The organism is Desulfotomaculum defluvii (assembly GCF_054657375.1).
Window position 1 is genome coordinate 736,581 of sequence record NZ_BAAHYV010000006.1, and the last position, 22,853, is coordinate 759,433.

The 22,853-nt window shown below is 40.8% G+C and carries 23 protein-coding genes; 15 read left to right on the top strand and 8 right to left on the bottom strand.

Features of this window, described 5'->3' with window-relative positions:
- Positions 1-13: 13 nt before the first annotated feature.
- A complete protein-coding gene (locus ACYQ03_RS06265; protein ID WP_459908470.1) occupies positions 14-2,110 on the bottom strand; it encodes an ATP-binding protein in 2,097 nt (698 codons plus the stop codon).
- A 221-nt stretch (positions 2,111-2,331) separates the two neighbouring features.
- Here ACYQ03_RS06265 and ACYQ03_RS06270 point away from each other — a divergent pair, with 221 nt between their 5' ends.
- The 12 genes from ACYQ03_RS06270 to ACYQ03_RS06325 all read left to right on the top strand — a co-directional run bounded on the left by ACYQ03_RS06270 (position 2,332) and on the right by ACYQ03_RS06325 (position 12,072).
- Entirely contained in the window at positions 2,332-2,922 is a 591-nt protein-coding gene (locus tag ACYQ03_RS06270) for an RNA polymerase sigma factor SigX (RefSeq protein ID WP_459908472.1), read from the top strand.
- Positions 2,923-2,936: 14 nt separating this feature from the next.
- On the top strand, positions 2,937-4,049 hold the full coding sequence (locus ACYQ03_RS06275) for a DUF4367 domain-containing protein (RefSeq protein ID WP_459908473.1): 1,113 nt from the start codon (positions 2,937-2,939) through the stop codon (positions 4,047-4,049).
- A 21-nt stretch (positions 4,050-4,070) separates the two neighbouring features.
- The gene (locus ACYQ03_RS06280; protein WP_459908475.1) at positions 4,071-5,009 is read left to right on the top strand and encodes an ABC transporter ATP-binding protein; all 939 of its coding nucleotides are present in this window, start codon (positions 4,071-4,073) and stop codon (positions 5,007-5,009) included.
- A gap of 5 nt (positions 5,010-5,014) precedes the next feature.
- Positions 5,015-5,875 carry an ABC transporter permease gene (locus ACYQ03_RS06285; protein ID WP_459908477.1) on the top strand — a complete coding sequence of 287 codons (861 nt, stop codon included), beginning with the start codon at positions 5,015-5,017 and terminating at the stop codon, positions 5,873-5,875.
- A 291-nt stretch (positions 5,876-6,166) separates the two neighbouring features.
- Positions 6,167-7,207, top strand: a complete 1,041-nt coding sequence (locus tag ACYQ03_RS06290) for an energy-coupling factor ABC transporter permease (protein WP_459908478.1) — start codon at positions 6,167-6,169, stop codon at positions 7,205-7,207.
- A gap of 34 nt (positions 7,208-7,241) precedes the next feature.
- The gene (gene cbiQ, locus ACYQ03_RS06295) at positions 7,242-8,042 is read left to right on the top strand and encodes a cobalt ECF transporter T component CbiQ (protein ID WP_459908479.1); all 801 of its coding nucleotides are present in this window, start codon (positions 7,242-7,244) and stop codon (positions 8,040-8,042) included.
- A gap of 7 nt (positions 8,043-8,049) precedes the next feature.
- The gene (locus ACYQ03_RS06300) at positions 8,050-8,805 is read left to right on the top strand and encodes an energy-coupling factor ABC transporter ATP-binding protein (RefSeq protein ID WP_459908481.1); all 756 of its coding nucleotides are present in this window, start codon (positions 8,050-8,052) and stop codon (positions 8,803-8,805) included.
- Between the two features lie 76 nt (positions 8,806-8,881).
- Positions 8,882-9,304: a DUF3842 family protein gene (locus tag ACYQ03_RS06305; RefSeq protein ID WP_459908483.1), complete on the top strand. Its 423-nt coding sequence runs from the start codon at positions 8,882-8,884 to the stop codon at positions 9,302-9,304.
- Positions 9,297-9,485, top strand: coding sequence for a CooT family nickel-binding protein (locus ACYQ03_RS06310; RefSeq protein WP_459908485.1), 189 nt, complete (start codon positions 9,297-9,299; stop codon positions 9,483-9,485). The genes ACYQ03_RS06305 and ACYQ03_RS06310 overlap by 8 nt, the downstream gene beginning before the upstream one ends.
- A 228-nt stretch (positions 9,486-9,713) precedes the next feature.
- The gene (locus ACYQ03_RS06315; protein ID WP_459908486.1) at positions 9,714-10,160 is read left to right on the top strand and encodes a MerR family transcriptional regulator; all 447 of its coding nucleotides are present in this window, start codon (positions 9,714-9,716) and stop codon (positions 10,158-10,160) included.
- A gap of 33 nt (positions 10,161-10,193) precedes the next feature.
- A complete protein-coding gene (locus ACYQ03_RS06320; protein WP_459908487.1) occupies positions 10,194-11,177 on the top strand; it encodes a sporulation protein in 984 nt (327 codons plus the stop codon).
- Between the two features lie 49 nt (positions 11,178-11,226).
- Positions 11,227-12,072, top strand: coding sequence for a zinc metalloprotease HtpX (locus ACYQ03_RS06325; protein WP_459908488.1), 846 nt, complete (start codon positions 11,227-11,229; stop codon positions 12,070-12,072).
- 107 nt (positions 12,073-12,179) lie between these two features.
- On the opposite strand, the gene ACYQ03_RS06330 is transcribed toward ACYQ03_RS06325, so the two are convergent.
- From ACYQ03_RS06330 to ACYQ03_RS06355, 6 genes are all read right to left on the bottom strand, one after another.
- On the bottom strand, positions 12,180-12,314 hold the full coding sequence (locus ACYQ03_RS06330) for a hypothetical protein (protein WP_459908490.1): 135 nt from the start codon (positions 12,312-12,314) through the stop codon (positions 12,180-12,182).
- Between the two features lie 44 nt (positions 12,315-12,358).
- Positions 12,359-13,672, bottom strand: coding sequence for a sodium-dependent transporter (locus tag ACYQ03_RS06335; protein ID WP_459908491.1), 1,314 nt, complete (start codon positions 13,670-13,672; stop codon positions 12,359-12,361).
- Between the two features lie 96 nt (positions 13,673-13,768).
- Complete coding sequence (locus tag ACYQ03_RS06340) at positions 13,769-15,154, bottom strand: tryptophanase (protein ID WP_459908493.1); 1,386 nt, start codon at positions 15,152-15,154, stop codon at positions 13,769-13,771.
- 232 nt (positions 15,155-15,386) lie between these two features.
- Positions 15,387-15,980, bottom strand: coding sequence for a hypothetical protein (locus tag ACYQ03_RS06345; RefSeq protein ID WP_459908495.1), 594 nt, complete (start codon positions 15,978-15,980; stop codon positions 15,387-15,389).
- 184 nt (positions 15,981-16,164) lie between these two features.
- Positions 16,165-16,713, bottom strand: coding sequence for an HDIG domain-containing metalloprotein (locus ACYQ03_RS06350; RefSeq protein ID WP_459908496.1), 549 nt, complete (start codon positions 16,711-16,713; stop codon positions 16,165-16,167).
- 196 nt (positions 16,714-16,909) lie between these two features.
- Positions 16,910-17,626, bottom strand: a complete 717-nt coding sequence (locus ACYQ03_RS06355; RefSeq protein WP_459908498.1) for a YetF domain-containing protein — start codon at positions 17,624-17,626, stop codon at positions 16,910-16,912.
- 188 nt (positions 17,627-17,814) lie between these two features.
- On the opposite strand from ACYQ03_RS06355, the gene ACYQ03_RS06360 reads away from it, so the two are divergent.
- On the top strand, positions 17,815-18,450 hold the full coding sequence (locus tag ACYQ03_RS06360) for a dienelactone hydrolase family protein (RefSeq protein ID WP_459908499.1): 636 nt from the start codon (positions 17,815-17,817) through the stop codon (positions 18,448-18,450).
- Between the two features lie 42 nt (positions 18,451-18,492).
- On the opposite strand, the gene ACYQ03_RS06365 is transcribed toward ACYQ03_RS06360, so the two are convergent.
- On the bottom strand, positions 18,493-19,065 hold the full coding sequence (locus tag ACYQ03_RS06365; protein ID WP_459908501.1) for a flavodoxin family protein: 573 nt from the start codon (positions 19,063-19,065) through the stop codon (positions 18,493-18,495).
- 210 nt (positions 19,066-19,275) lie between these two features.
- Here ACYQ03_RS06365 and ACYQ03_RS06370 point away from each other — a divergent pair, with 210 nt between their 5' ends.
- Positions 19,276-21,162 (top strand): PAS domain-containing sensor histidine kinase, encoded by a 1,887-nt coding sequence (locus ACYQ03_RS06370; RefSeq protein WP_459908503.1) that lies wholly within the window; start codon positions 19,276-19,278, stop codon positions 21,160-21,162.
- Between the two features lie 21 nt (positions 21,163-21,183).
- Entirely contained in the window at positions 21,184-22,641 is a 1,458-nt protein-coding gene (locus ACYQ03_RS06375) for a sigma-54-dependent transcriptional regulator (protein WP_459908505.1), read from the top strand.
- Positions 22,642-22,853: the final 212 nt, after the last annotated feature.

Genomic DNA, 22,853 nt, shown 5'->3' on the forward strand with positions numbered 1-22,853 from the left:
TCCCTTGCTTCTTCTATGAATGTGATACCCCTTTGCTAAGGGTAGAAAATATTACATAGAAGGTAGTACCAGTAGGACTAGTACTCACGCTAATTTTTGCTTCATTCCGATTGGCAATACCGTAACAAACAGCCAAACCTAAGCCTGTCCCATGTTCTTTGGTGGTTAGAAAGGGTGTTCCTAACTTATCAAGGACAGCAGGATCTATCCCCTTTCCTTGGTCTTGTACCTCCAATACTACCTGTTGATCCTCCGTAAAGGTTCGAATTTTAAGAGTTTTACCAACTTCCATAGTTTCCAGGCCATTACGGACCAGATTTAGCAGCAGTTGATTCATCTCCTTCTTATTTACCAATACATCTGGAGTATCTCCCAACTGTACAGTTACATGCATACCCAGCTCATGGGCATCCGCCATGATTAACGGCTGCAAGTCTTTGATTATGTTATCTAAATTTGAAGTTTGTCTATCTGTACCTGTTTTTCTAGACAAGGAAAGATATTCTGTAATGATGGAATTGGCCCTGTCCAATTCGTTGATCATTATATTAAAGTAGTCATGCAGCCGGAGGCATTCTTCTTTTCTTCCGAGCATCTGTAAAAAACCCCGAACGGTAGTCAATGGGTTTCTAATTTCGTGGGCAATACTGCCCGCCATTTCCCCTACTAGGTTTAACCGATCCAACCGGGCCATTTCTTGCTCCATTTTCTTTTTCTCAGTAATATCCAAAGCAATTTTTATAACTAGAGGGGAACCATCTGTATCGATCAAGAGTCTTTCATATATATCCATAGTTTGGTCATAAATAGTTTGTTCCCAATGATAGGGTTTTGCGGTGCTAAAAACATTGACCGTGGGGCACCATTGGCAGGGTTCATTGTTACCATAAAAAATTTCATAGCAGGGTTTATTTATAGGGTCATTAAAATTTTGTAGAAATATTTTATTAGCATAGGTTATCTTACAATCAGGAGACTGTACCCATACAGTACCGGGCAATTCGTCAAAGAATGCATAAAGTCTCTTTCTTTCCGTTTCTACGGCAGCAGCCATATCATCAAAGACATGGGCTAGGTGACCTATCTCCCCTGCATAGCTTAATCCAGTTCTGGCGGACAGATTGCCTTGAGAAAGCTGAGTAGCAGCTGAAATGATTGGATTTAATTGATTGAAGATAAAATAGTTGCTTCCTTTCAAAATTAAAAAGAAGAATAGGACTATCATAGATAATTTAAACATATTAAAGGCAGTTGCCTTTTTTAATTCAGCAAAGGCTACCTGTTCGGGAATGCCCACAGCGACATACACCTTGCCACCGGCTAGGTTCTTTAAGGGTTGTAAGGCATAGAGCTTTTTGATACCGTCAATGCCAGTACCACTGATAGTACCACTTGCCTGTTTATTCAAAATTACCCACAAAGTTGCGTGGGCTGGTAATTTTTTCCCCAACCAACTTTGACCATCAGGATAGCGTGCAAGGATAGTTCCGTTACGGTCCAGGAGCATTATAATTGAACCAGTGGGTAAGCGGCTTCTTCCTAAATGATCGCCAAGCCATCGTAAATCCAACGGAAGCATCAAGATAGATTTAATTTGACCGTTCCTATCAAAGACTGGGTAAAGAAAATGAATAGTTCCTATTTTTGTAATATAGCCAAACAGATAATCTCCGATGGAAAAGTCCCTTGTTTTTAAAATAAACTCATAAAAAGTTTTTCGGGACACATTGGTATTGTTATCGTGCACAGCACTGGCAATGATGTCACCCTTGGAGTTGGCTAGGGCGATATTCTCGTAAAAGGGATAATCCTTTAATAATTGGCTAAATAGCTCATTGCAGGCAGTAATGTCTTGTTCCCTAACTTCTGGAAAGCGGGCCAATAATTGTAAAAACTGTCTGCTTTCTATAATCAATTTCTCTTGATCCTGAGCAATTGAATCTGCCACCAACCTAGCATCCTGATAGGCCTTGTCATTGGCTAATTGATAGTTCTCGTTGAACTCTATCAAAAAGATGGCTAAAACGGGAATTAAGGCCAGCAACACAATGAGAAATAACCTTTTTCGCGGACTAAAGGATATAAACCATTTAAAAAAAGGTTTCATCATCATCACAATCCTTGTAACAAAGGATATAATTTAGAAATAACTATATCATGAACAGTTGGGAATTGTCTTAAAAAAGTTAGAATACTTAAAAAAATTGTCTTTTTCTTCCTAAGAGGTAGTATGAAAAATTTTATTTTGAGAAACCTAGCAAAAGGGTGTCAGCTTTTAGCCTGCCATTGTGTCTATAGTATGGAACCATAAATGAGGAAACCTGTTGCGCAATGGATAAGGGGGGTGGCACTATCAGTGTTAATTCACCGGCTCTTAACTGGGGAGCTGTAACCATTTGTGGTGATCAGATGGAAAAACTGTTGCAAAAACTATATGAGGATATGTACCCCAAATTAGTCCGTCAGGCAGCTTTTTTGCTGGGGGATATGGGGGCAGCCGAAGATGTGGCCCAAGAGGCCTTTTTAAAGCTGCATCGTCAAAACCTTATGGAAATTGAAAATCCGCCTGGTTGGTTGGCAAAGGTTACCAACAACCTTTGTTATAATCACTTAAGAAGCGAGGGTAATAGGCGAAGACGGGAGGAAAATGTTGGTCAAGGAATGACATATGCTAGTTTTTCCATGACAACACCCTCGGCAGAACAGTTGGTGGTAGATGAGGAAGAACTTCAGTTAGTACGCCAGGCATTAGCCCAGTTACAGCCCCGGGATCGCATGATTTTGCTGATGAAATTCTCTGGTTACAACTATGAAGAAATTGCCTCCACTGTAGATGTCAGTAAGGGCTCAGTGGGTACCCTATTGTCTCGGGCCAGGGAACGATTTAAAAAAACCTACCAGCGGCTTTCTTCAACTAATTAGGGGGTGACTACTGAGTGAAATGTCCTGATCAAGGAGCCTGGCAGTCTTACCTAGATGATGAGCTTTCAATTGAGGAATCAGCTTCATTAAAGAAGCATTTGACCGAGTGCTCCCAATGTACAAAGACCGTAGTAGAATTAAACCAACTGGCTGATTGGTCTGATGCTTGCCTAACTAACTATCAAGATAAGACTAATCAGAGTATTCCAGACACAGTTATTATGAAAGGTTATATTGGGGCTGACAAACACCAAAATGAAAATGTAAGGAGCGGTTTTTGGATGAACCAAGGATGGAAAAGATGGACGGCAGTTGCTGCCTCGGCTCTAATTTTAACTGGTGCACTGACCTTTACACCGGTAAAACAGGCTGTGGCTGATTTTCTTTCGGTATTCCGAGTGCAAAAGATTGAAACGGTTAAAATAACACCAAGTGATTTGGAACAGATGGCAAAGTCCCTTGAGACTCAACTGGGGGAAGTGGATTTACAGCAATTTGGTAAAGTAGAAGTGCTCAAGCAGCCGGTTCAAACTAATGTATCTATGGCTGAAGCCCAAGCACAAGTACCTTTTAATTTAAAGCAACCTTCTTTTTTGCCGGATGGCTATGCCCTAGCTGGACAGGTGGATGTGCAGCAAGAAGGTTTGGCAGAATTTAGGCTGGATGTAGAACAGACCAATTCACTTATAAAGGGCCTGGGTTCTTCTACCCTGTTACCGGAAGGTTTGAAGGGACAGGCCTTTAAGATACAGATGCCGGCAGGTGTTCAACTAAAATACACTCAGAATGAAGGGCGTAGTATTGTTATTACCCAGTTTAATACCCCAGAAATAACAGTTCCGGCTGGCGTGGATGCCAATGATTTAAGGTCGGCCCTGTTGGCTTTACCTATCTTGCCAGAGGACCTGAGAACCCAACTGGCCAGTATTGAAGATTGGCAAAATACATTGGTACTGCCGGAAACTGAGGGAGCTGAGAAAATAAGCATAGCTGGAAAAGAGGCTATTTTTAGCCAGACTAAGCACGGCTATAGTCACTTGATCTGGGTGGATCAAGGTGTCATCTATGGGTTAACTGGTATGCTGGAGCGGGATACCGCCATTGAAATTGCCAGTTCTATGAAGTAAAGCTAGAACGGGGGATCACTTTTGTTAGCCATAGAAACCTTTCAATTAACCAAGACCTATTCGGGCCAAGGGGGCTGCCGAGATATCTCTCTGGCAGTTCCCCAAGGGTCTATTTTTGGTTTATTGGGACCAAATGGTGCTGGTAAAAGCACCTTGGTCAAAATGTTAGTAGGGTTATTAAAGCCCACCTCCGGCGAAGCTAAGTTGTTAGGACGCCCTTTGTCCGAAATAGCGGTACGTCGGCATGTAGGCTTTTTGCCGGAGAATTTTAGTTATCATGATTGGTTAAGCGGTCGGGATTTACTTCGCTTTCACGCTTCACTGTTTGGTCTGAATGCCCACCAGTCTGACCAGCGCATTCCAGTGGTATTGGATATGGTGGGGTTGACCCAGCATGCCCATAAAAGGGTGGGCAGTTATAGCAAGGGTATGCAGCAACGCATTGGCCTAGGTTGTGCCTTATTACCAGATCCTGAGTTGCTTTTTTTGGATGAGCCAACCTCCGCCTTGGATCCCATTGGTAGAAAAGTCGTTCGAGATTTGCTGGTTAACCTGAGGAAGCAGGGAAAAACCATCTTTTTAAACAGCCATCTCTTAAGTGAATTGGAAACAGTGTGCGATCAAATTGCCATTATTAAAGAGGGTAACCTGATTTTTCAAGGAGATTGGCGGGAGATCACAGCCACTTACCGGGTTAAGGTAGTTACCAAGGGAGAAATTGGGCTGGAAAAAAACGCTGCCTACTGTGCTGGTTGGCAACTGATTTCACATCAATCAAGCCAAGCAGTGGCAGGTGGTCAGGAACTGGTCTTTGCTGGTACGTCTCAGCAGGAGATTCCAGAACTAGTAAATGGCTTGGTACAAACCGGGGTGGCTATTTATCAAGTAACGCCTATGACAGATTCCTTGGAAAAACTTTTTCTGGAAGTAGTACAGCAGAACCCTAAGGAAGGAAGGTAACCTAAGTGTTAACCATCGCCCGTTTAACCTTTTGGGAAGGTTCGCGAAAAAAAGTCTTTTTGGTAACTATCTTGCTTTCGTTGGTCTTCTTTTTGCTTTATGGAACGGCCCTTAACTTCACCGCCCAGGAAATGCAGCGCATAAATGCAGTTCGGGGTCCGCAATTAGTAATGCAGCAGATGGTTGGTTTTCAACTATTGGGGGTAGGTTTATACTTTGGCTCCTTGTTGCTGGCTTTGTTAACCCTATTGGCCAGTGTAGGCTCCGTTTCTTCGGAGATCGAAAGCGGCCTGTTGCATGCCATTGTTTCCAAACCCATTGAACGAAAAGAGATTATCCTCGGCAAGTTTTTGGGTTATGGTTCCATGCTAACTGCCTATGCATTGGTACTATATGGGGGGTTGCTGGCTCTAAACCAATACTATAACCCCAGTGCCTTGAGCTTTTTGACTCTTGGTAAGGTCATCTTTGGAGGGCTAATCTTCTCCCTGCAGCCCTTGGTATTGCTGGTTATAGCCTTGTTATTCAGCACCCTTTTAAGAACTCTGACTGCTGGTATTATCTCTATTGTACTTTTTGGTCTGAGTATGGTGGGAGGTTTTTTAGAACAGATCGGCAGTATTATTAACAAAGCTGATTTAGTCAATTTAGGCATTGCCACCAGTCTAGTGATGCCCAGTGACGCCCTTTACCGTAAACTGTTAACAGTGGTCACTGGTACTGATCTGAACCCACTATCTTCCCTTTCTGTGGGTCCCTTCGGTGTAGCAGTACCACCGAGCAACGCCATGCTGGTATATACCTGTTTCTATATAGTGGTCTGCTTGGGCTTTGCTATCTACCATTTTGAGCGAAAGGATCTTTAAGTAAAAAGAAGTTCCTTGCTAAAAGCAACAGCTCTATTAGTAGGTGCATAGGGCAAATAGTTGCAAACTTCAATGAAATGTGTTAAATTTTAAAGATTGACAAAACGAACAGGCTTTGATATAGTTAATTATATATTGAAACCATGAAGGTTTCGCAATGTTTATTATTAACTTAAAATTTAAACTTAATTATAGCAGTGTTAGAATCTGATTGACAATCAGACCCATGAAGGGACTAAGTTTTAAACTACCCTTTATGGGTCATTTTATTTTTTACAAGGAGTTGATATTATGCACATGGCTGATGCCTTGCTTTCACCTATTGTAGGTGGTACTATGCTGGTTGCCTCTGGTGGGGTTGCAGCTTACTCTATTAAGAAAATCCAGCACGACATGGATGAAAAGAAAATACCCTTAATGGGTGTAATGGGAGCATTTGTTTTTGCAGCACAGATGATTAATTTTGCAATACCTGGGACTGGTTCCAGTGGCCACCTTGGAGGAGGATTGTTGCTTGCCATATTATTGGGTCCTTATGCCGGCTTCTTGACAATGGCTTCCATCCTGTTGATTCAGGCGCTTTTCTTTGGCGATGGTGGTTTGCTTGCTTATGGCAGTAACGTATTTAATCTTGGCTTTTATACTTGCTTTATGGCATACCCTTTGTATCAATGGTTTACCCGTAAGGAGGTTACAGCTAAGAAAATTTTTGCCGCCTCAATAATTTCTGCAGTGCTTGGTCTCCAATTGGGAGCCCTTAGTGTTGTACTGGAGACTCTTTTATCAGGTAAGACTGAATTGCCTATTGGAACATTCCTTACACTGATGCAGCCAATACACCTTGCCATAGGGGTAGTAGAGGGACTGGTAACAGCAGCAGTTATTAGCTTTATATGGCAGACTAGACCTGAGATCTTAGAAAAGGCTGCCCTTGGAGAAGCCCTTGGCAATATATCCATAAAACAAGTTCTTACCACCCTCTTAATAGCGGTAGTTGTCGTAGGTGGTGCACTTTCCTGGTTTGCCTCTGGAAATCCTGATGGCTTGGAGTGGTCCATAGAGAAAACTGCAGGTGCAACGGAATTGGAGACCACCGGGGGAATTTATCAAAGGTTATCAGAATTACAAAGCAAAACAGCTTTTTTGCCAGAGTATAGTTTTAAGGTATCGAAAGAAGAATCAGTTGGCCAAACTAATAATGCATGGCCGGCCATTGATGCGGGAACCAGTGTTTCTGGTATAATAGGTGGCATACTGACCCTTGTCTTGGCAGGATTCACAGGTTTGGTTATCAATAGGATTAAAAGTAAAAAGAGAAAAATTACTGCCTAAAAGCTTTATTTTTTTAAAATAGGATTTGATTTTTATGTTGAAAACAATCAATTCATTATATGATCTTAGGCTGCTGGATGAACTGGCACAGAAGGAAACCCCTATCCACAGGATTCATCCATTGATTAAACTATTAACCACAGTTGTTTATTTGACTGTGGTTGTGTCATTTGGCAGATATGAAATTAGCGCTTTGTTACCCTTTGTTTTTTATCCTGTGCTTATTTTTACCCTGGCAGAACTGCCAGTTGTTCCGATACTGAAAAGGATCTTACTTGTTACCCCTTTCATTCTGGGGATTGGTATTTTAAATCCCTTGTTTGATCATCAAACAATAGCACTTGGTGGTATTCATATTTCCAGGGGTTGGGTTACCTTTTTAACTATCTTCATAAAGAGTGGGTTAACAGTGGTAGTTAGCATTTTACTGATTGCTACCACGGGTATGGATCGGCTTGCTGCAGCCTTGCGACAGCTCAAAATACCTAAGATTTTTGTTTTACAGTTACTACTAACCTATCGCTATATCTCTGTCCTGTTAGAAGAGGTTGCCAGGATGCAAAGGGCTTATTCCTTAAGGGCACCGGGACAAAAGGGAGTTCGCCGAAGTGTTTGGGGTTCCTTTGCGGGGCAACTAATTCTTAGGACCTTTGAGAGGGCACAAAGGGTCTATCAGGCCATGAGCTTGAGGGGCTTTACCGGTGAATATAACACAGGATCTATTGAAAAGGTAGGGTTAAGTGATTTTGCCTATTTGTTAGTATGGTGTCTGTTTTTTATTATCGCGAGATTTTATAACCTTCCAATGCTGTTAGGTTCACTATTGACGGGGTGATGAATAGATGAGTCATCATAAACTTGAGGTTAGGGATTTGCATTTTTCCTATCCCGATGGCTACGAAGCAATAAAGAGCATGTCCTTTACCATCCACCACGGTGAAGCTGTGGGGATAATTGGTGCAAATGGAGCTGGGAAATCTACTCTACTCCACTTGCTGCTGGGTATCCTCTTTCCTAATGGTGGTGAGGTTCTGGTGGGTGATGTTCGAGTCACCAGAAGGACTTTACCGATGATTCGTCAGAGATTAGGTTTGGTGTTTCAAGATCCTGATGATCAATTGTTTATGACAACAGTTTATGATGATGTGGCCTTTGGACCAAGAAATTATAAACTGTCCGAAGGGGAAGTTGAAAGTAGGGTAAATAAAGCCTTAGAAATGGTGGGCATCCCCCATTTAAGAGATAGGTCACCAATGAAGCTCTCCGGAGGTGAAAAGAGGTCTGCGGCAATTGCTGCCGTTTTAGCCATGCAGCCAGATGTATTGATTATGGATGAGCCAACGGCGGCTTTGGATCCTAAATCTAGGCGAAGACTAATTGAATTATTAAAGGGCTTTGAACATACAAAGATCATCACTAGTCACGATTTGGACATGGTATTGGAAACCTGTAATAGGATTATTGTCGTCAAGGAAGGCGAAATTGCCGCAGATGGAGCCACAGAAGAAATTTTAGCCAATGCACAGTTACTTGACAGTTGTGGTTTGGAAGAACCCCTATCCCTTCAGAATTGTCCCATTTGTGGTTCAGCAAAATAATCCGAAAGTAAATCCAATCATAGTACAGCTTTTTTTAGTATAATAACTTTGTAAGTATAATGATTGGAGGAATCACATGCGAATTGCAGTAATAGATGGACAGGGTGGAGGAATCGGCAAAGCTGTTGTTAGTAAATTGAGGCAAGCCTTTGAAGATAGCATTGAGATTGTCGCCTTAGGAACCAACTCTTTGGCAACTTCATTAATGCTAAAATCCGGTGCCAATGAAGGAGCAACAGGGGAGAATGCTATTGTTTATAACGTTTCTAGGGTCGACTTTATTGTGGGACCAGTTGCAATAGTATGCGCAAATTCATTATTAGGAGAACTGACACCCCTTATGGCCAAAGCAATAGCAGAGAGTCCAGCGAAAAAGGTGCTGATTCCCTTAAACAGATGTAATTTAACAGTGGCTGGGGTTGAAACCAAACCACTGCCCCATTACATTGATGACGCCATCGAGATCGTAAAAGCTCAAAGAGGTGATTGCTGTGTGTGAAGCTAATGTTTATTTGATAGATAAAGATGGCTGTGAGATACTATTGCTGGAATCGGTAGATAAGATTGTACCAACTGACGAAGGTTTGTTTTTAGAAAATATATTTAGTCAAAGAAAGACTGTAAAGGCTAGAATAAAAGAAATGGCTCTAGTTGAACATCGAATTATACTTGAGGAGTAATTATTTCAATACTTAAATAGATTTTATGTCTGGCACCGTTAAATGGCCGGGCTATTTTGAAACTATTAAGACACAACAGCCAGTGAGTTATTATTCACAGGCTGTTTTGCTTTATTGGTTCGGGACAGCCCTTAATCAACAGGATATGATTTCGAACGACCAAAACGTATAACTGTACAGTTCGTTGGTAATCTTGTATAATAATGGTGAGGTGATAAACTTGGGGAGTTGAAGAAGTTTAAGATTGGTGAACTGGCTGAATTGGCAGGTGTTAGCCGGCGGACCATTGATTATTATACTAACTTAGGACTTTTAAAACCTGAAAGATCAGAGTCTGGTTACCGCTATTATACTGAAGATTCTTTGTTACTGTTAAAGCTCATTGGGAGTATGAAAAACCAGCGCTTAACCTTGGATGAGATAAAAGAGAGAATAGGTAACTTGTCAGGTATCCTGCAAACAAGAGTAGTTATTGGCCAACCACCTAGTTTGGATTTCCGATTTCTCAAAGAACAATTTAAACAACTTGAGAATCAAATGGCAGAGCTGCAACCTTTAGTTACTGATATGGAATCGGGTCAAACGGTGGTTGCCACTCGGCAGGTCTTAATGAGAAGCATGGCTCTCATGCAGACGCTGCTTTTATACCTAAGTGAGGTGGCGCCCTATCTATAAGAAATTCTATAAAGGAGAGTGAATCCGTTTCTAATGTTCAAAAAACTTATGGCCAGTTTCGGAGTGGGGGCAGCAAAGGTCAACCTAGTTCTTGACAATGAAAAGTGTAGGGTTGGTGAATTAGTTAAAGGTAAAATGGTAGTGCTGGGAGGTAATGTGGCTCAGAACATTCATACCCTAGATGTAGATGTTGTGATGAAACTAAATATTCGGGGTAAAGAAATATCTCGGGTAGTGGAAACCATTCGAGTGGCCCATGATTTTCGCATAGAAGCAAGGGATAACAGAGAGATTCCCTTTGAACACCTTATTCCTTTACACTATCCTATTTCTAAGGGTTCTGTGTCCTATTCATTGGTTACTAAAATGGATATTGCCCAGGCGGTGGATACTGGTGATGCTGATCCACTAGTGGTGCTACCCAGTCGTAACATGGCTCTGGTCTTTGATGGACTGCATGCCCTAGGATTTAAAGAGAAAATTGGTTCCGGCAAAATTGAGCAATATGGCCAGGAATTTGATTATTATCCCAGTGGTCAATTTGCAGAGCAGTTAAAAGAACTGGAACTAAAGTTCTTTATCGATCAGAACAGCCTTAAACTTTTTCTTGAATTGGAGATGGCTGGGGGCTATATGCGCAGTGGCCAGAAGCATCATACGGAATTGACCCTTTCAGCGGAATTGTTGGCCAGTGGTTCAGTACAGGAAGTGGCAAATAACATTAAAAATTTTCTAGAGGAAGAACTGAGTCAGGTATCAGTACATGGACCTCGCATTGCTCCTAGTTACCATCAGCAACAACACAGTCAGCATCGCCCCGGTTTAGGTGGAGCCTTCGGAGGTTTTATGGGTGGTATGGTAGCCGGGATGCTTGGTGGTGCTCTGTTAGGAGAATTATTTGGTGCAGATGAACCTGAAGCATCTGGAGCAGAGGAAGCTGATATGGGTGGTGACGAAGAAGGTTTTGATTTTGGCCTGGGTGACCTTGGAGATTTTGGCGGAGATGACTTCTTCTAGATATGCCTTTTGACTGTAATAATATGATTGAAGTGGGGGGAGGAATAAGATGAATACTTTAAAAGCTGGGCTCTTAATGGGAGCATTAACTATTTTAATGGTCATGATGGGAAATGCCTTTGGTGGCAGTAGTGGAGCTATGATGTTCTTTCTCATTGCCATGGCCATGAATTTCTTTGGCTACTTCTATAGTGACAAAATGGCCATCAAAATGACTGGATCATATCCCGTTTCTGAAGCAGAAGCACCAGAACTTTATGCAATGATACGCCGGTTAAGCAAGCGGGCAGGACTGCCGATGCCCAAGATTTACATTCAACCCTCTGATCAGCCTAATGCCTTTGCCACTGGACGTAACCCCGCCAATGCAGCCGTGGCAGTAACTGAAGGGATCTTACGTTTAATGAATCCCCAGGAGTTAGAAGGTGTATTGGCACACGAGTTGGCTCATATTAAAAACCGTGACATATTGATAGGTACCATTGCTGCTGCCCTTGCCGGAGCCATTAGTATGATGGGTAATGCTCTGCAATGGGGTGCTATATTTGGTATGGGTCGCAGCGATGATGAAGAAGAAGGTGGCGGTATGGTAGGAGGTCTCATCATGGCTATTATCTTTCCTATCGCAGCCATGATCATCCAGATGGCCATTTCCCGTTCCCGTGAATATTCGGCCGATGCCACTGGAGCACAAATTGCCGGTTCACCGGATGGATTAGCCAACGCCCTCTTAAAACTAGAATCGGCAGCCCACAGAGTGCCTATGAATGTAAGCCCTGCAACTTCCCATTTATTTATTACTAATCCACTGTCCGGAGCGTCCCTAGCACGTATGTTCAGTACTCACCCACCTATTGAGGATCGGGTACAGAGGCTAAGAAGTATGAGACGTTAAATTAATTAAACATCAAAAGCGTAACCACCATTAACTATGGTTGTTACGCTTTTGTTCTTTTAGGAGTGTGCAATAAGCCAAGGACTTAGGATCCCTGGCTTTTGATATTATGGCACCATACCATCAGACATTCTTTGTTGTTCTTGCTTGCTATATCTGCTAGACTCAAGGCCTACCGACAGCTTTTCTTCCGTATTAGCTTGCTCGGTTGCTGGAGTGGTAGTTGTTTTTTTAGTGGCCACCTTCTCACCTCCCCTCAAAGAGACTATAGACCTTTAGGTTTAAATTAAAAGCCGCCCACTAAAACTCCCATAACCAGGACAAAGATCGTCACACCGGTATAGACATATTTTGCCCAAAACTCCCACCATTGTCCTAATGGTTTTTCAGCACCTTTGTTTACCTGGGCTCGAGCTTTGTCGGCACCATAGACCCAGAAAAAGACAAAGGCAGCTATGGCAGCACCAAGGGGTACTAGGTAAATGGAAACAGTATCGGCAAACATACCGAATAAATTCATGTTTAGATCCAGTGGTAGGCCTATGATGAAACCTCCTATGGCCACGATAAGAGAAGCCTTCTTCCTACTTAGCTTAAAGCGATCTTGAAGGGCTTCCACTGGCACCTCCATCAGGTTTACTGCCGAGGATATGGCTGCAAAGACTACGGCTGCAAAAAACATTAACCCAAAAATATAGCCGCCTGGCATGGCTGCAAAGACGTGGGGCAGCACAATGAACAGTAGGGGTGGACCGGCTTGGGGGTCCAAATTAAAGGCAAAGGCCGAGGGAATTACCACAAAGGCAGCCAACAACGAAGCGATGGTGGTAAATATGGCAGTATAGATGGCAGAGGAGGGTATATCCTCACTCTCCCTTAGATAACTACCATATACTAGCATGGCTGCACCACCCAGGGCCACAGTAAAGAAGGACTGACCCAGTGCCATCACCCAGGTAATGGGGTCTGCCAGCTTTGACCAATCGGGTACGGTTAGGAAAGCAACACCTTTCTCAGCACCGGGTAAGGTAAGGACCCGTATAAGAAGAATAACTAAAATAATGAAGAGTCCGGGCATCATTATTTTGTTAGCTTTTTCAATACCACCGGATATCCCTTTCATAATGATGACCATGGTGAGGGCCAGAGCAATAAAGTGCCAGAGAATACTCGGAGCCTGACCTGCAAAGGAACCGAAGTAAGCGCCGGGATCAATTGTGCCAAAGGCTCCTGTCAAGGCTAGTACGAAATAGCGAATAATCCAGCCGCACACAATTAAATAGAAAATAAAAACCCCGGTTACACCCAATACGGGGAGGATTCCCAGGGTGGCTCCATAACCTTTTCCTTTTTCCTTATAAACATTTTCAAAGGCGCTAATGGCTCCGGATTGCCGACTACGACCAAAGGCAAATTCGCCCATCAGTCCGGTTACCCCTAATGCAAAGGTGAAAATCAAGTAGGGCACTAAAAAGGCAGCGCCCCCAAAGGCACCAATCCGATAGGGAAACATCCAAATGGAGCCCAGACCCATTGCTGCACCGACACTGGCTAAGATAAATCCGGTTTTACTCGACCAGGCTTCACGTTCTTGAGCCATAGGAGAAACCTCCTTTTGTGTAAGAATACAGGTAGTATGGTGATTATATAGGAGAACACCAGCAGGGCATGAACTCCCTGCCGGTGTTAAGGTGCACTACTGTACAGGTTTTAACCTGGCCAGGAAGTGGCGCAGTACAGGTGGTTCGTAAGTAAATTCCAAACCTTTTAAGGATTTTACCTTATCCTTAACTCTGATCAAACCTTCTGCGATCGCATCCATATGGCTATAGGTATAGGTTCGGCGCGGAATGGTTAAGCGCAGTAACTCCATGGGAGATTCCAGGTTTTCCTTGGTATCGGGATCTCTACCCAGTAGGAAGGAGCCAATTTCCACCGAACGGACTCCAGATTCCAGGTACAATTCATTGGCCAGGGCTTGGGCCGGGAATTGATAATAAGGAATATGAGGTACTAGTTTTTTGGCATCTACAAACACAGCATGTCCACCAGTAGGTGATTGGAAAGGAATACCACCTTCCTTTAATTTATCACCCAAATAAGCAACCTGGCCGATGCGATACTCTAAGTAGCTTTCATCCATACCTTCGTATAAGCCACGGGCTAAGGCCTCCATATCGCGACCAGCTAGACCGCCATAGGTGGCGAAACCCTCCATTGGTACACATCTGGCGCGACAGGCATTGAATAAATCTTCATCATCCTTGAAGGCCAGGACACCGCCTATATTTACAATGGCATCTTTCTTAGCACTCATGGTAAAGCCATCTGTATAACTAAACATTTCTTTGGCTATTTCTTTAATGGACTTATCAGCATAGCCTTCTTCCCGTTGCTTGATAAAGTAAGCGTTTTCATAGGCTCTGGCAGCGTCCATAAATACTCGTATGCCATATTTTTTAGCAATTTCACTGGTTTGGCGAATGTTTTCTATGGATACAGGCTGCCCACCGCAACTGTTACAGGTGATGGTGATAATTACTGCTGCGACATTCTCAGGACCCTTTTCCTTAATGAGGCTTTCCAGACGATCAAGATCAAAATTACCTTTAAAGGGGTGATACTTCTCAGTATCAAAGGCATCTTCAATGACACAGTTTATTGCCCGGCCACCAGCCATTTCTACATGGCCTTTGGTGGTATCAAAGTGCATGTTGCTAATGAAGGTATCACCTGGTTTTTTGATGATGATGGGGAACAACACCTGCTCAGCACCCCGACCCTGGTGTGTAGGAATGGTGTACTTATAACCAAAGATATCTTCTACAGCATTTCTTAGGTTATGATAGTTTTTACTACCTGAATATGCTTCGTCACCCAGCATAAGACCTGCCCATTGGTTATCACTCATGGCACCAGTGCCGCTGTCTGTCAACAGGTCAATATAAACTTCATCGCTGTTTAGTAAAAATAGGTTATACCCGGCACGCTCTAGGGCTGCTTGTCTTTCTTCCCGGGAAATCATTCTAATAGGCTCAACCATCTTAATACGGAATGGTTCTGGAACTACTTTAGGGCACATTTAAGTATACCTCCTCATAAATTTGAGGTTATTGTTTGCAAAATTAATGTATAATAACCAAAGTTTTAGCAGAAATATTAATTTTGTTAAAGCTTTGGTAATTAAAAAACGCTCCTTGAAAGGAGCGCAATTTCAGGTGCAACAAAAACAACTTGTTGGACGGACAATTTGAGGATATGGTCACTATTCTGATCAAGATTCCAGAGGAGATATATGTGGGTTTGGATAAATACTACAGAATTTTACCAAAGTCCTCAATATTAATTTCTTTTTGGAAAGTATCTATCGACGGGTTAATTATTTTAATGCCTGCAATCATGGTGTTTATGGTTGGGGCAGACTCCTCTATAAACTTGTTAAGTTTGAACTTTGAAAAGTTATTATCATAAATGAGTTTACTATTTAGTAAGTTATTTAAGTTAAATTCGTTGCTCAAAAAGTAATCATCAAATTTTTCTTCAAACATGGCCGGTGCAAAGCTAGCAGCTTCCCGGCAGATAAATAACCGGCACAGGGGTGTCATGGCATCCCTTGGTAAAACACAACCTGTTTTACTTATGAAGGGACAATGGTTCAACCCTGTCTTCATCTCCACCATAATTCCGTTATATCCTTTTATTAGCTGACCTTTGTTTAATACAAACTCATAAATATCAGAGTAATGAAGATACAAAAATACTAAATCAAATAGACAAAGTTCTGGTTCATAAGAACAGCAGCCGATTGCTTTACTTGCACTTTTTCGATCACGATAACAAACCGAACAAAGATTAGTACAAACACTGGGACGTAAGGGATCATTAATAATTCTAAACTCTGCTAACATAAAAAACTCCTCCGTTTTGACCAAGTATTACCTCACTTTTTCTGCGTATAATGCAATGTGGTAAAAAGTAAATCTATACTACGAAATTTCCTAAAATTTCTGACAAAGTTAGATATATTGCTTACTGCAATGTTCTTGATTATGAAAGAAAACTGAGCATTTTCATGCCCAGTTTTGCACCATTTTATAATCCAATTTCAGCCGCCATTGTACGCATACCAAGTATGCATTTGTTAATAACATCATCAAGTTCCATATTAAGATTTTTACAGCCTTGAAGAATAACATCTCGATTTACGCCGGCTGCAAAATGTTTATCTTTGAATTTCTTTTTTACGCTTTTGACTTCTATATCCATTACTGATTTTGAGGGACGCATTAAAGCAGCAGCCCCAATTAGCCCTGTCAACTCATCTATCGTAAAAAGCACCTTTTCCATGTACAATGTTGGTTCTGCATCTACCACTAAGCCGTGTCCATGACTAATGACTGCATGTATGAATGCATCATCGTAACCTGCTGCTTTCAATAATTCAGGTGCTTTTTTGCAGTGTTGTTCTGGATACATTTCATAATCCACATCATGCAGAAGACCAACAGCACCCCAATACTCTTCATCTTCTCCAGCTTCCACAGCAAAATAGCGCATTACCGCTTCCACTGCGATACCGTGGCGGATAAGAGCTTCACTTTTGTTGTATTGTTTTAAAACAGACATTGCTTTTTCTCTCATAATCTTAGAACCCTCTTATTTTAGTATATTTTGTTCTTATTAATAAATTTTACACTAAAATGGAGCTCAACAAAAGGGAAACCCAACATGATTTTACCAAAGATCACCTGGTCTACAAATCAGTGAGGTGTCTATAACTTATTTTTTCTACAGGTAGATTTGAACCTAGTAAACTATGATATAATATCACCTTAGTTTAATACGAGTCCTCTACCTTCTGTATATAATCTAAGTTATCCTCTCGAATATCAGTATACAGGGTGCCATCTGACTGCAAACTTGCATAAGTCACAGTAGAAATATCCCGTATCCCCCGTTGGCTTAGGTTGTTGTAAAGCCATCCAAAATTTAGGTTGTTTTGTTTTAGATTTTGCTCCAGAACTTCTCCATCTTTTATAATTTCCGTGGCCATACCTTTATAAGAGGTGGGTTTCCCCAAATCTTTCATAGTTACAGGTAGATATTGTGACTTTTTTTGCACACTTAGATAACCATGAGGCTCCAAAACAGCAAATTCAACTTCTGTAATGTCAAAGATATCTTTCTCACGCAATTGCATTTCTAGATCGTCCAGATGGTATCGTAGTTTAAGCATGTTGTGCTCTAATATCTTACCATTTTGAATCACAACCACGGGCTCACCCTCTAAGAGTTTACGAGCTGGTAAACTCTTTACAGTTAGGAATGCTATTGCTACAACTAGAAGTGTAAGATAAACAGGGCTCAATAATACCCATAAACCCTTAATTTCGGTAGTAACAAAGGTACCAGTTATAGTTCCTATTAAAATGCCAATCACAAAATCAAAAAAGGTTAATTGGGATAGAAGCTTTTTTCCAATAATTCTTGATAGGATGATTAACATAAAAAATATTACAATTGTTTTCCAAGTTACCTTAATAAACTCTTCCAAAAGATATATCCTCCTCCGGTAAATCGAGTTAAAATTATTATTAACAAATTTTAACCGATTATATATTCTAAAGAGCTGGAGTATGGCAAGAGTTTGGCCCAGTTCAGAGATAAACTTTGTTGATGCCTCCGGTTGGGTTTTAAAAAAAATAATTAAGTAGAATTTAGAATTTATGAGGGTGTCCAGATATGATTAACTATACAAATAATAATGACACAGCAGTAGTTGTACTACATGAAATATATGGCCTAAATCAACATATAGAGGAAGTCTGCCTGCAATTTTCCAAGCACCATATGGATGTTTTTGCTCCAAATATGTTGATTGGAGAAACTGTTTTTGATTACACCCAGGAGAATGATGCCTATAATAATTTTTTAAATAGTGTTGGTTTTGAAAAAGCATTTAAACAAATCAACACTTTTATTCTTAATTTACGACGTCAATATAATAGAGTCGTTGTTGTAGGATACAGTGTAGGAGCTACTATTGCATGGCTTTGTAGTAATGAGGCAGGCCTATGTAACGCAGTAATTGGTTTTTACGGGTCCCGTATAAGGGACTATCTTGAAATAAATCCAAAGTGTCCTGTATTGCTTTTCTTTCCGAATCAAGAAAAGTCATTTAACGTATCGGATTTAGTTCAGAATATTAATCATAAAGATAATGTTTGTATCAAACAATTATATGGACAACATGGTTTTGCTAACCCGTCATCTCCAAACTATAATAAGGATTCATCTGATCAAGCATATAAAGCTATGCTGCTTTTTATAAAAAATCAGGTTGAAAATAAAATAGTTCACATTGTTGATGAACAGTAGCTAAATGTTGTCTGGCAAATTACACTGATATTGTTTTGTCTATTATATTTTTCTTCCTACTTTTCTTGCCACCGCTAAAAAGGTTTCTGGTATTTCTTTCATTCCTAATGTACCCGGTAATACTAAAGTCTTTATAACTTCTTGACCACTATACTTACAAATTTCACGCATTCTGTTTATAGAAGATCTTGATTGACTAAATATCCAATTAAATGGAAAGGGTGTACTACAAGTGGTTACTAGAATGGCCTTTTTCCCATGAGCTTGTCTTTTTTGCGGAATTCCCCTGGGCCTTTCTTCTATAAAAAAGCCAAATAACCTTTCAAAGGTTCTTAACAGTAAGCCAGAGATATTTGCCCAATGAGTAGGACTGCCCCAGATAATTAAATCTGCTCTCTTAATATCTTCTTCTACAGTTTTAATGTCGTCATTCATAATACAGGCACCCTTTAATTGACAGTTCATACAACCCGTGCAATCCTTAATATCGAGATCTATGAGGTAAATAATTTTACACACGTGATTATTAGTTGTTGCTCCTGCTAGGATTTCATTAATTATTTTGCTAATTCGTCCATTTTTACGTGGGCTGCCATTAATTGCTAATATAAACATTTATCATTCTACTCCCCTATGAAAATTAATCCCTACAAATAACTTGCATTTATTAAATATTATAAAATTTTAAAAATCAATATATTTTTTAATTATCATCAATGAACCAGGTTATAAGCTCAATTTTTTCTAATTCCTAAGAGGTATTTATATCCATATACCTAATATATGAATTTAATATTCATATTTTGTAGCTAAGGAGTTAGTTAAATGCCTAGACAGTTTAGAAGGAAAATCAGAATTAACCCTAGTGATTCTTCGCGTCAATGCCAAGAATTATGCCGCATATTAGTCGATCAAGCTGCTGTAGGGATCTTTGTAACGGATTACGAATACCGTCTGGTAAATATAAATGCTTGGATATGTTCAATGTTTGGCTATACAAAGGGAGAAATTATCACTAAAAAATTCATTGATTTAATTGCACCAGAGAGCCTGAGTAAGGGGAAGGAACTTCTCTCTAACGTTAAGCATAGTAACAAAATTATTGAGGAATTATGGTGCCGGCGAAAAGATAACTCTACGTTTTTGTGTGAACTAACAATTAGTATTCTACCTGGCAATAGTCTGCAAGGCATTGCCAGAGACATTACTAAATATAGGCAGACTGAACTAGATTTAAAGGAAAGTGTTGCCCGTTACCAGGCAGTGGTAGAAGATCAGGTGGAATTTATTAGGCGGTTTCGTCCTGATGGTACGCTAACCTTTGTTAATAGTGCTTTCTGCAAATACTATGGTAAATCCATGGACGAATTGCTGGGCCAAAATTTTATGAACTTATTTCCGGTAGAGGATCGAGAAACTGTCCGCAAGCAGATATTCTCCCTTAACGTAGATGACCCAGTAGCTATAGCTGAGCGCCGCTTTATCAGGCCCACTGGAGAAGTTGTTTGGCAGCAGTGGACAAATAGGGCTATCTTTGACGAGAACGGACAAATCGTTGAGTATCAATCTGTTGGTAGGGACATAACAAACCAAAAACAAGTCGAGGAACGTTTAAAAAGAAGTGAAGCCAGATATAGGGCAATTGTGGAAGATCAAGTGGAACTAATAAGGCGCTTTAAACCTGATGGCACCTTGACTTTTGTTAATGGTTCCTTTGCTAAATTTGTAGGACGTCCCGTTGAAGAAATCATTGGGCAGGATTTTATGTCCTTCATTCGTTCAGATGACCGTGAGGAAATACGTAAAAAAATTTTCTCTTTGACCCCAGAGAACCCTGTTGCCATTACAGAGCCCAGGTTTGTGGGTAATCAACGCAGTATACATTGGGCTCAGTGGGTGAACCGTGCCATCCTAAATGATCAGGGCGAAATTATTGAATACCAGTCTGTAGGAAGAGATATAACTGCTCAAAAAGAGGCAGAATTTAAAATTGCCGAGGCTAGGAAAGCCACTGAGAGGGCTTCCAGGGTAGCCACACTTGCCGTTATTGGTGGAGGAATTGCCCATGAAATAAACCAGCCCTTAAATGCTATTAAGGTTTTGGCTGAGACCATCCTATATTTATTTAAAAATATGAATGAGGTACCTATCGAGGAGATTATAAAAAGTGTAATAAATATATCGCGACAGGTTGACCGTATTGATTCCATTGTCAACCACTTGCGTTCATTCCTTAAATATAGCCAGAGTTTTGACTATAAACCCTGTGATATGAATAATGTAGTAGAGAATTCTCTGTCCCTGGTAAATAACCAGATCTTATCAAGGCGTATTAAAGTAACTAAAAATCTAAAAGCGGATTCGCCTGTCTGTGGTTGCTCTGTACGTTTCGAGGAAGTGGTTTTAAACTTACTAATGAATGCTGTCCAAGCCTTAGAACCCTGTGAATGGGAACAAAAAGAAATAGTAATTAACACTTGGGTAGAAGACCGCAAAGTTCACCTAACTGTTAGTGATAATGGTCCAGGCATTGACCCGGAGATAGCACAGAGAATCTTTGAACCATTTTTTAGTACTAAGGATGCGAGTAATTCAATGGGCCTTGGCATGTCCATCGTTCACTCTATCGTTCTATCAAGTAACGGAACCATTTCAGTTGATAATAACCCAACTGGCGGGGCCATCATTCAAATTACCTTTCCTAGTTGTTAATCATCATGGAGGCGAGAAGTTGTGAAAATATTACTTGTGGATGACGAGCGGGAAAGCAGATCCTTTTTAGCCAACTACTTAGCTCTCCAGGGTCACACCATAGTAGAATGTGATTCCGGTGAAGAGGCTCTAGAAGTGTACAAAGAAAGTCGCTTTCAGATGGTTTTATCTGATATAAAAATGTCCGGTATGTCCGGTATTGAGTTAATTGAGGCTATTAAGTCCTTAGATGTGGAACCAAAGGCAGATCTCGTACTTTATACAGGTTTTGTTGACGTATCTTTAGCTATTTCCGCTTTAAGGGCGGGAGCTTACGATTATTTGACTAAACCAATCAATTTTGAAGAACTAATGTCTATCCTGGAGCGTGTTGAGGAGCACCAAAGTCTTCTTTATGAGAATAAAGTACTTACGGAACACTTTGATGAAAAGTTAAAAGAGGCAACAAAGGACGCTGAATATCAATTAACTCAACTAAAGCAACTGGTTGCCAAACAGGCAGGTATCGAAAAAATTGGGGTTTTTTCTGATGAAATGAAAAATTTGGTGAAGCATGCACAGCAATACCATACGGACCGAACTGTCCCGGTATTAATTCAAGGTGAAACCGGAGTGGGGAAAGAGGTTATTGCTAAGATTATCCATTATGGCAATATGGAAAACCCAGGTCCCTTTGTGGATATAAACTGTGCTGCCATTTCCCCAACTTTATTTGAAAGCGAATTATTTGGTTACGAGGGCGGTTCTTTTACTGGAGGTGTGGCAAAGGGGCAAAAAGGGAAATTTGATATTGCTGCTGGCGGCACCCTATTCTTAGATGAAATTATCGAACTTCCGTTGGAGCTGCAAGCTAAGCTTCTGCGGGTTTTGGAGGAAAAAAGTTTCTATCGTGTCGGTGGATTAAAAAAGATTAAAACAGATGTAAGGATTATTGGTACAGCTAACCTCGATTTTGAGAAACAAATTGATGAAGGTATGTTTCGAAAAGATTTATACTATAGGCTTAAAGTAGGAGGGATTTTTATTCCCCCCCTTCGTGAAAGAAAGGACGACATTCTACCACTGGCCCTAATGTTCATAAAGGATTTTTCAAAACGTAGAGGAAAGAAGTTTAGCAGAATTAGTGAGGCGGCTGCTAGTTCTCTATTGTCCTATCAGTGGCCTGGTAATGTACGAGAACTTCGCAATGCCATGGAATGGGTTTCCTTTATGTTTGATGATGAAGAATTAAAGTTAGAACATCTTAGTAATCTCATTCCTAAGGATGTAGGGGGAAAAAAGGAAACCAAAGCTTTGCCTCTGGAACCCATTAATCTTGATGAGCACATAGATGATCTCATTGAGGAAGCCTTGAAAATGTATAATGGAAACAAAACAAAAGCAGCCCATCATTTGGGGATTTCTGTACGGGCCCTTTACTACCGACTTGAAAGAATGCGGAAAAATGTTGAAAAGTGCCAGCTGCACGGCAAGTCATAGAATTTAAAGTTAAAAAATACACCCCTGTACACATCATTGAGGTTTGAATAATTAATGGTGGGACAGGGAATTTTTTTGGCAAAAACCTGCAAATTTTTCATACCTATCACGATAACGTATACGCTATTTATAGTTCTCAGCGAAGATAACAGATAAATAATACCAAGGTAAGAACTAATATTGTCAACAAATCCGCGGGTTTACCCTATGAC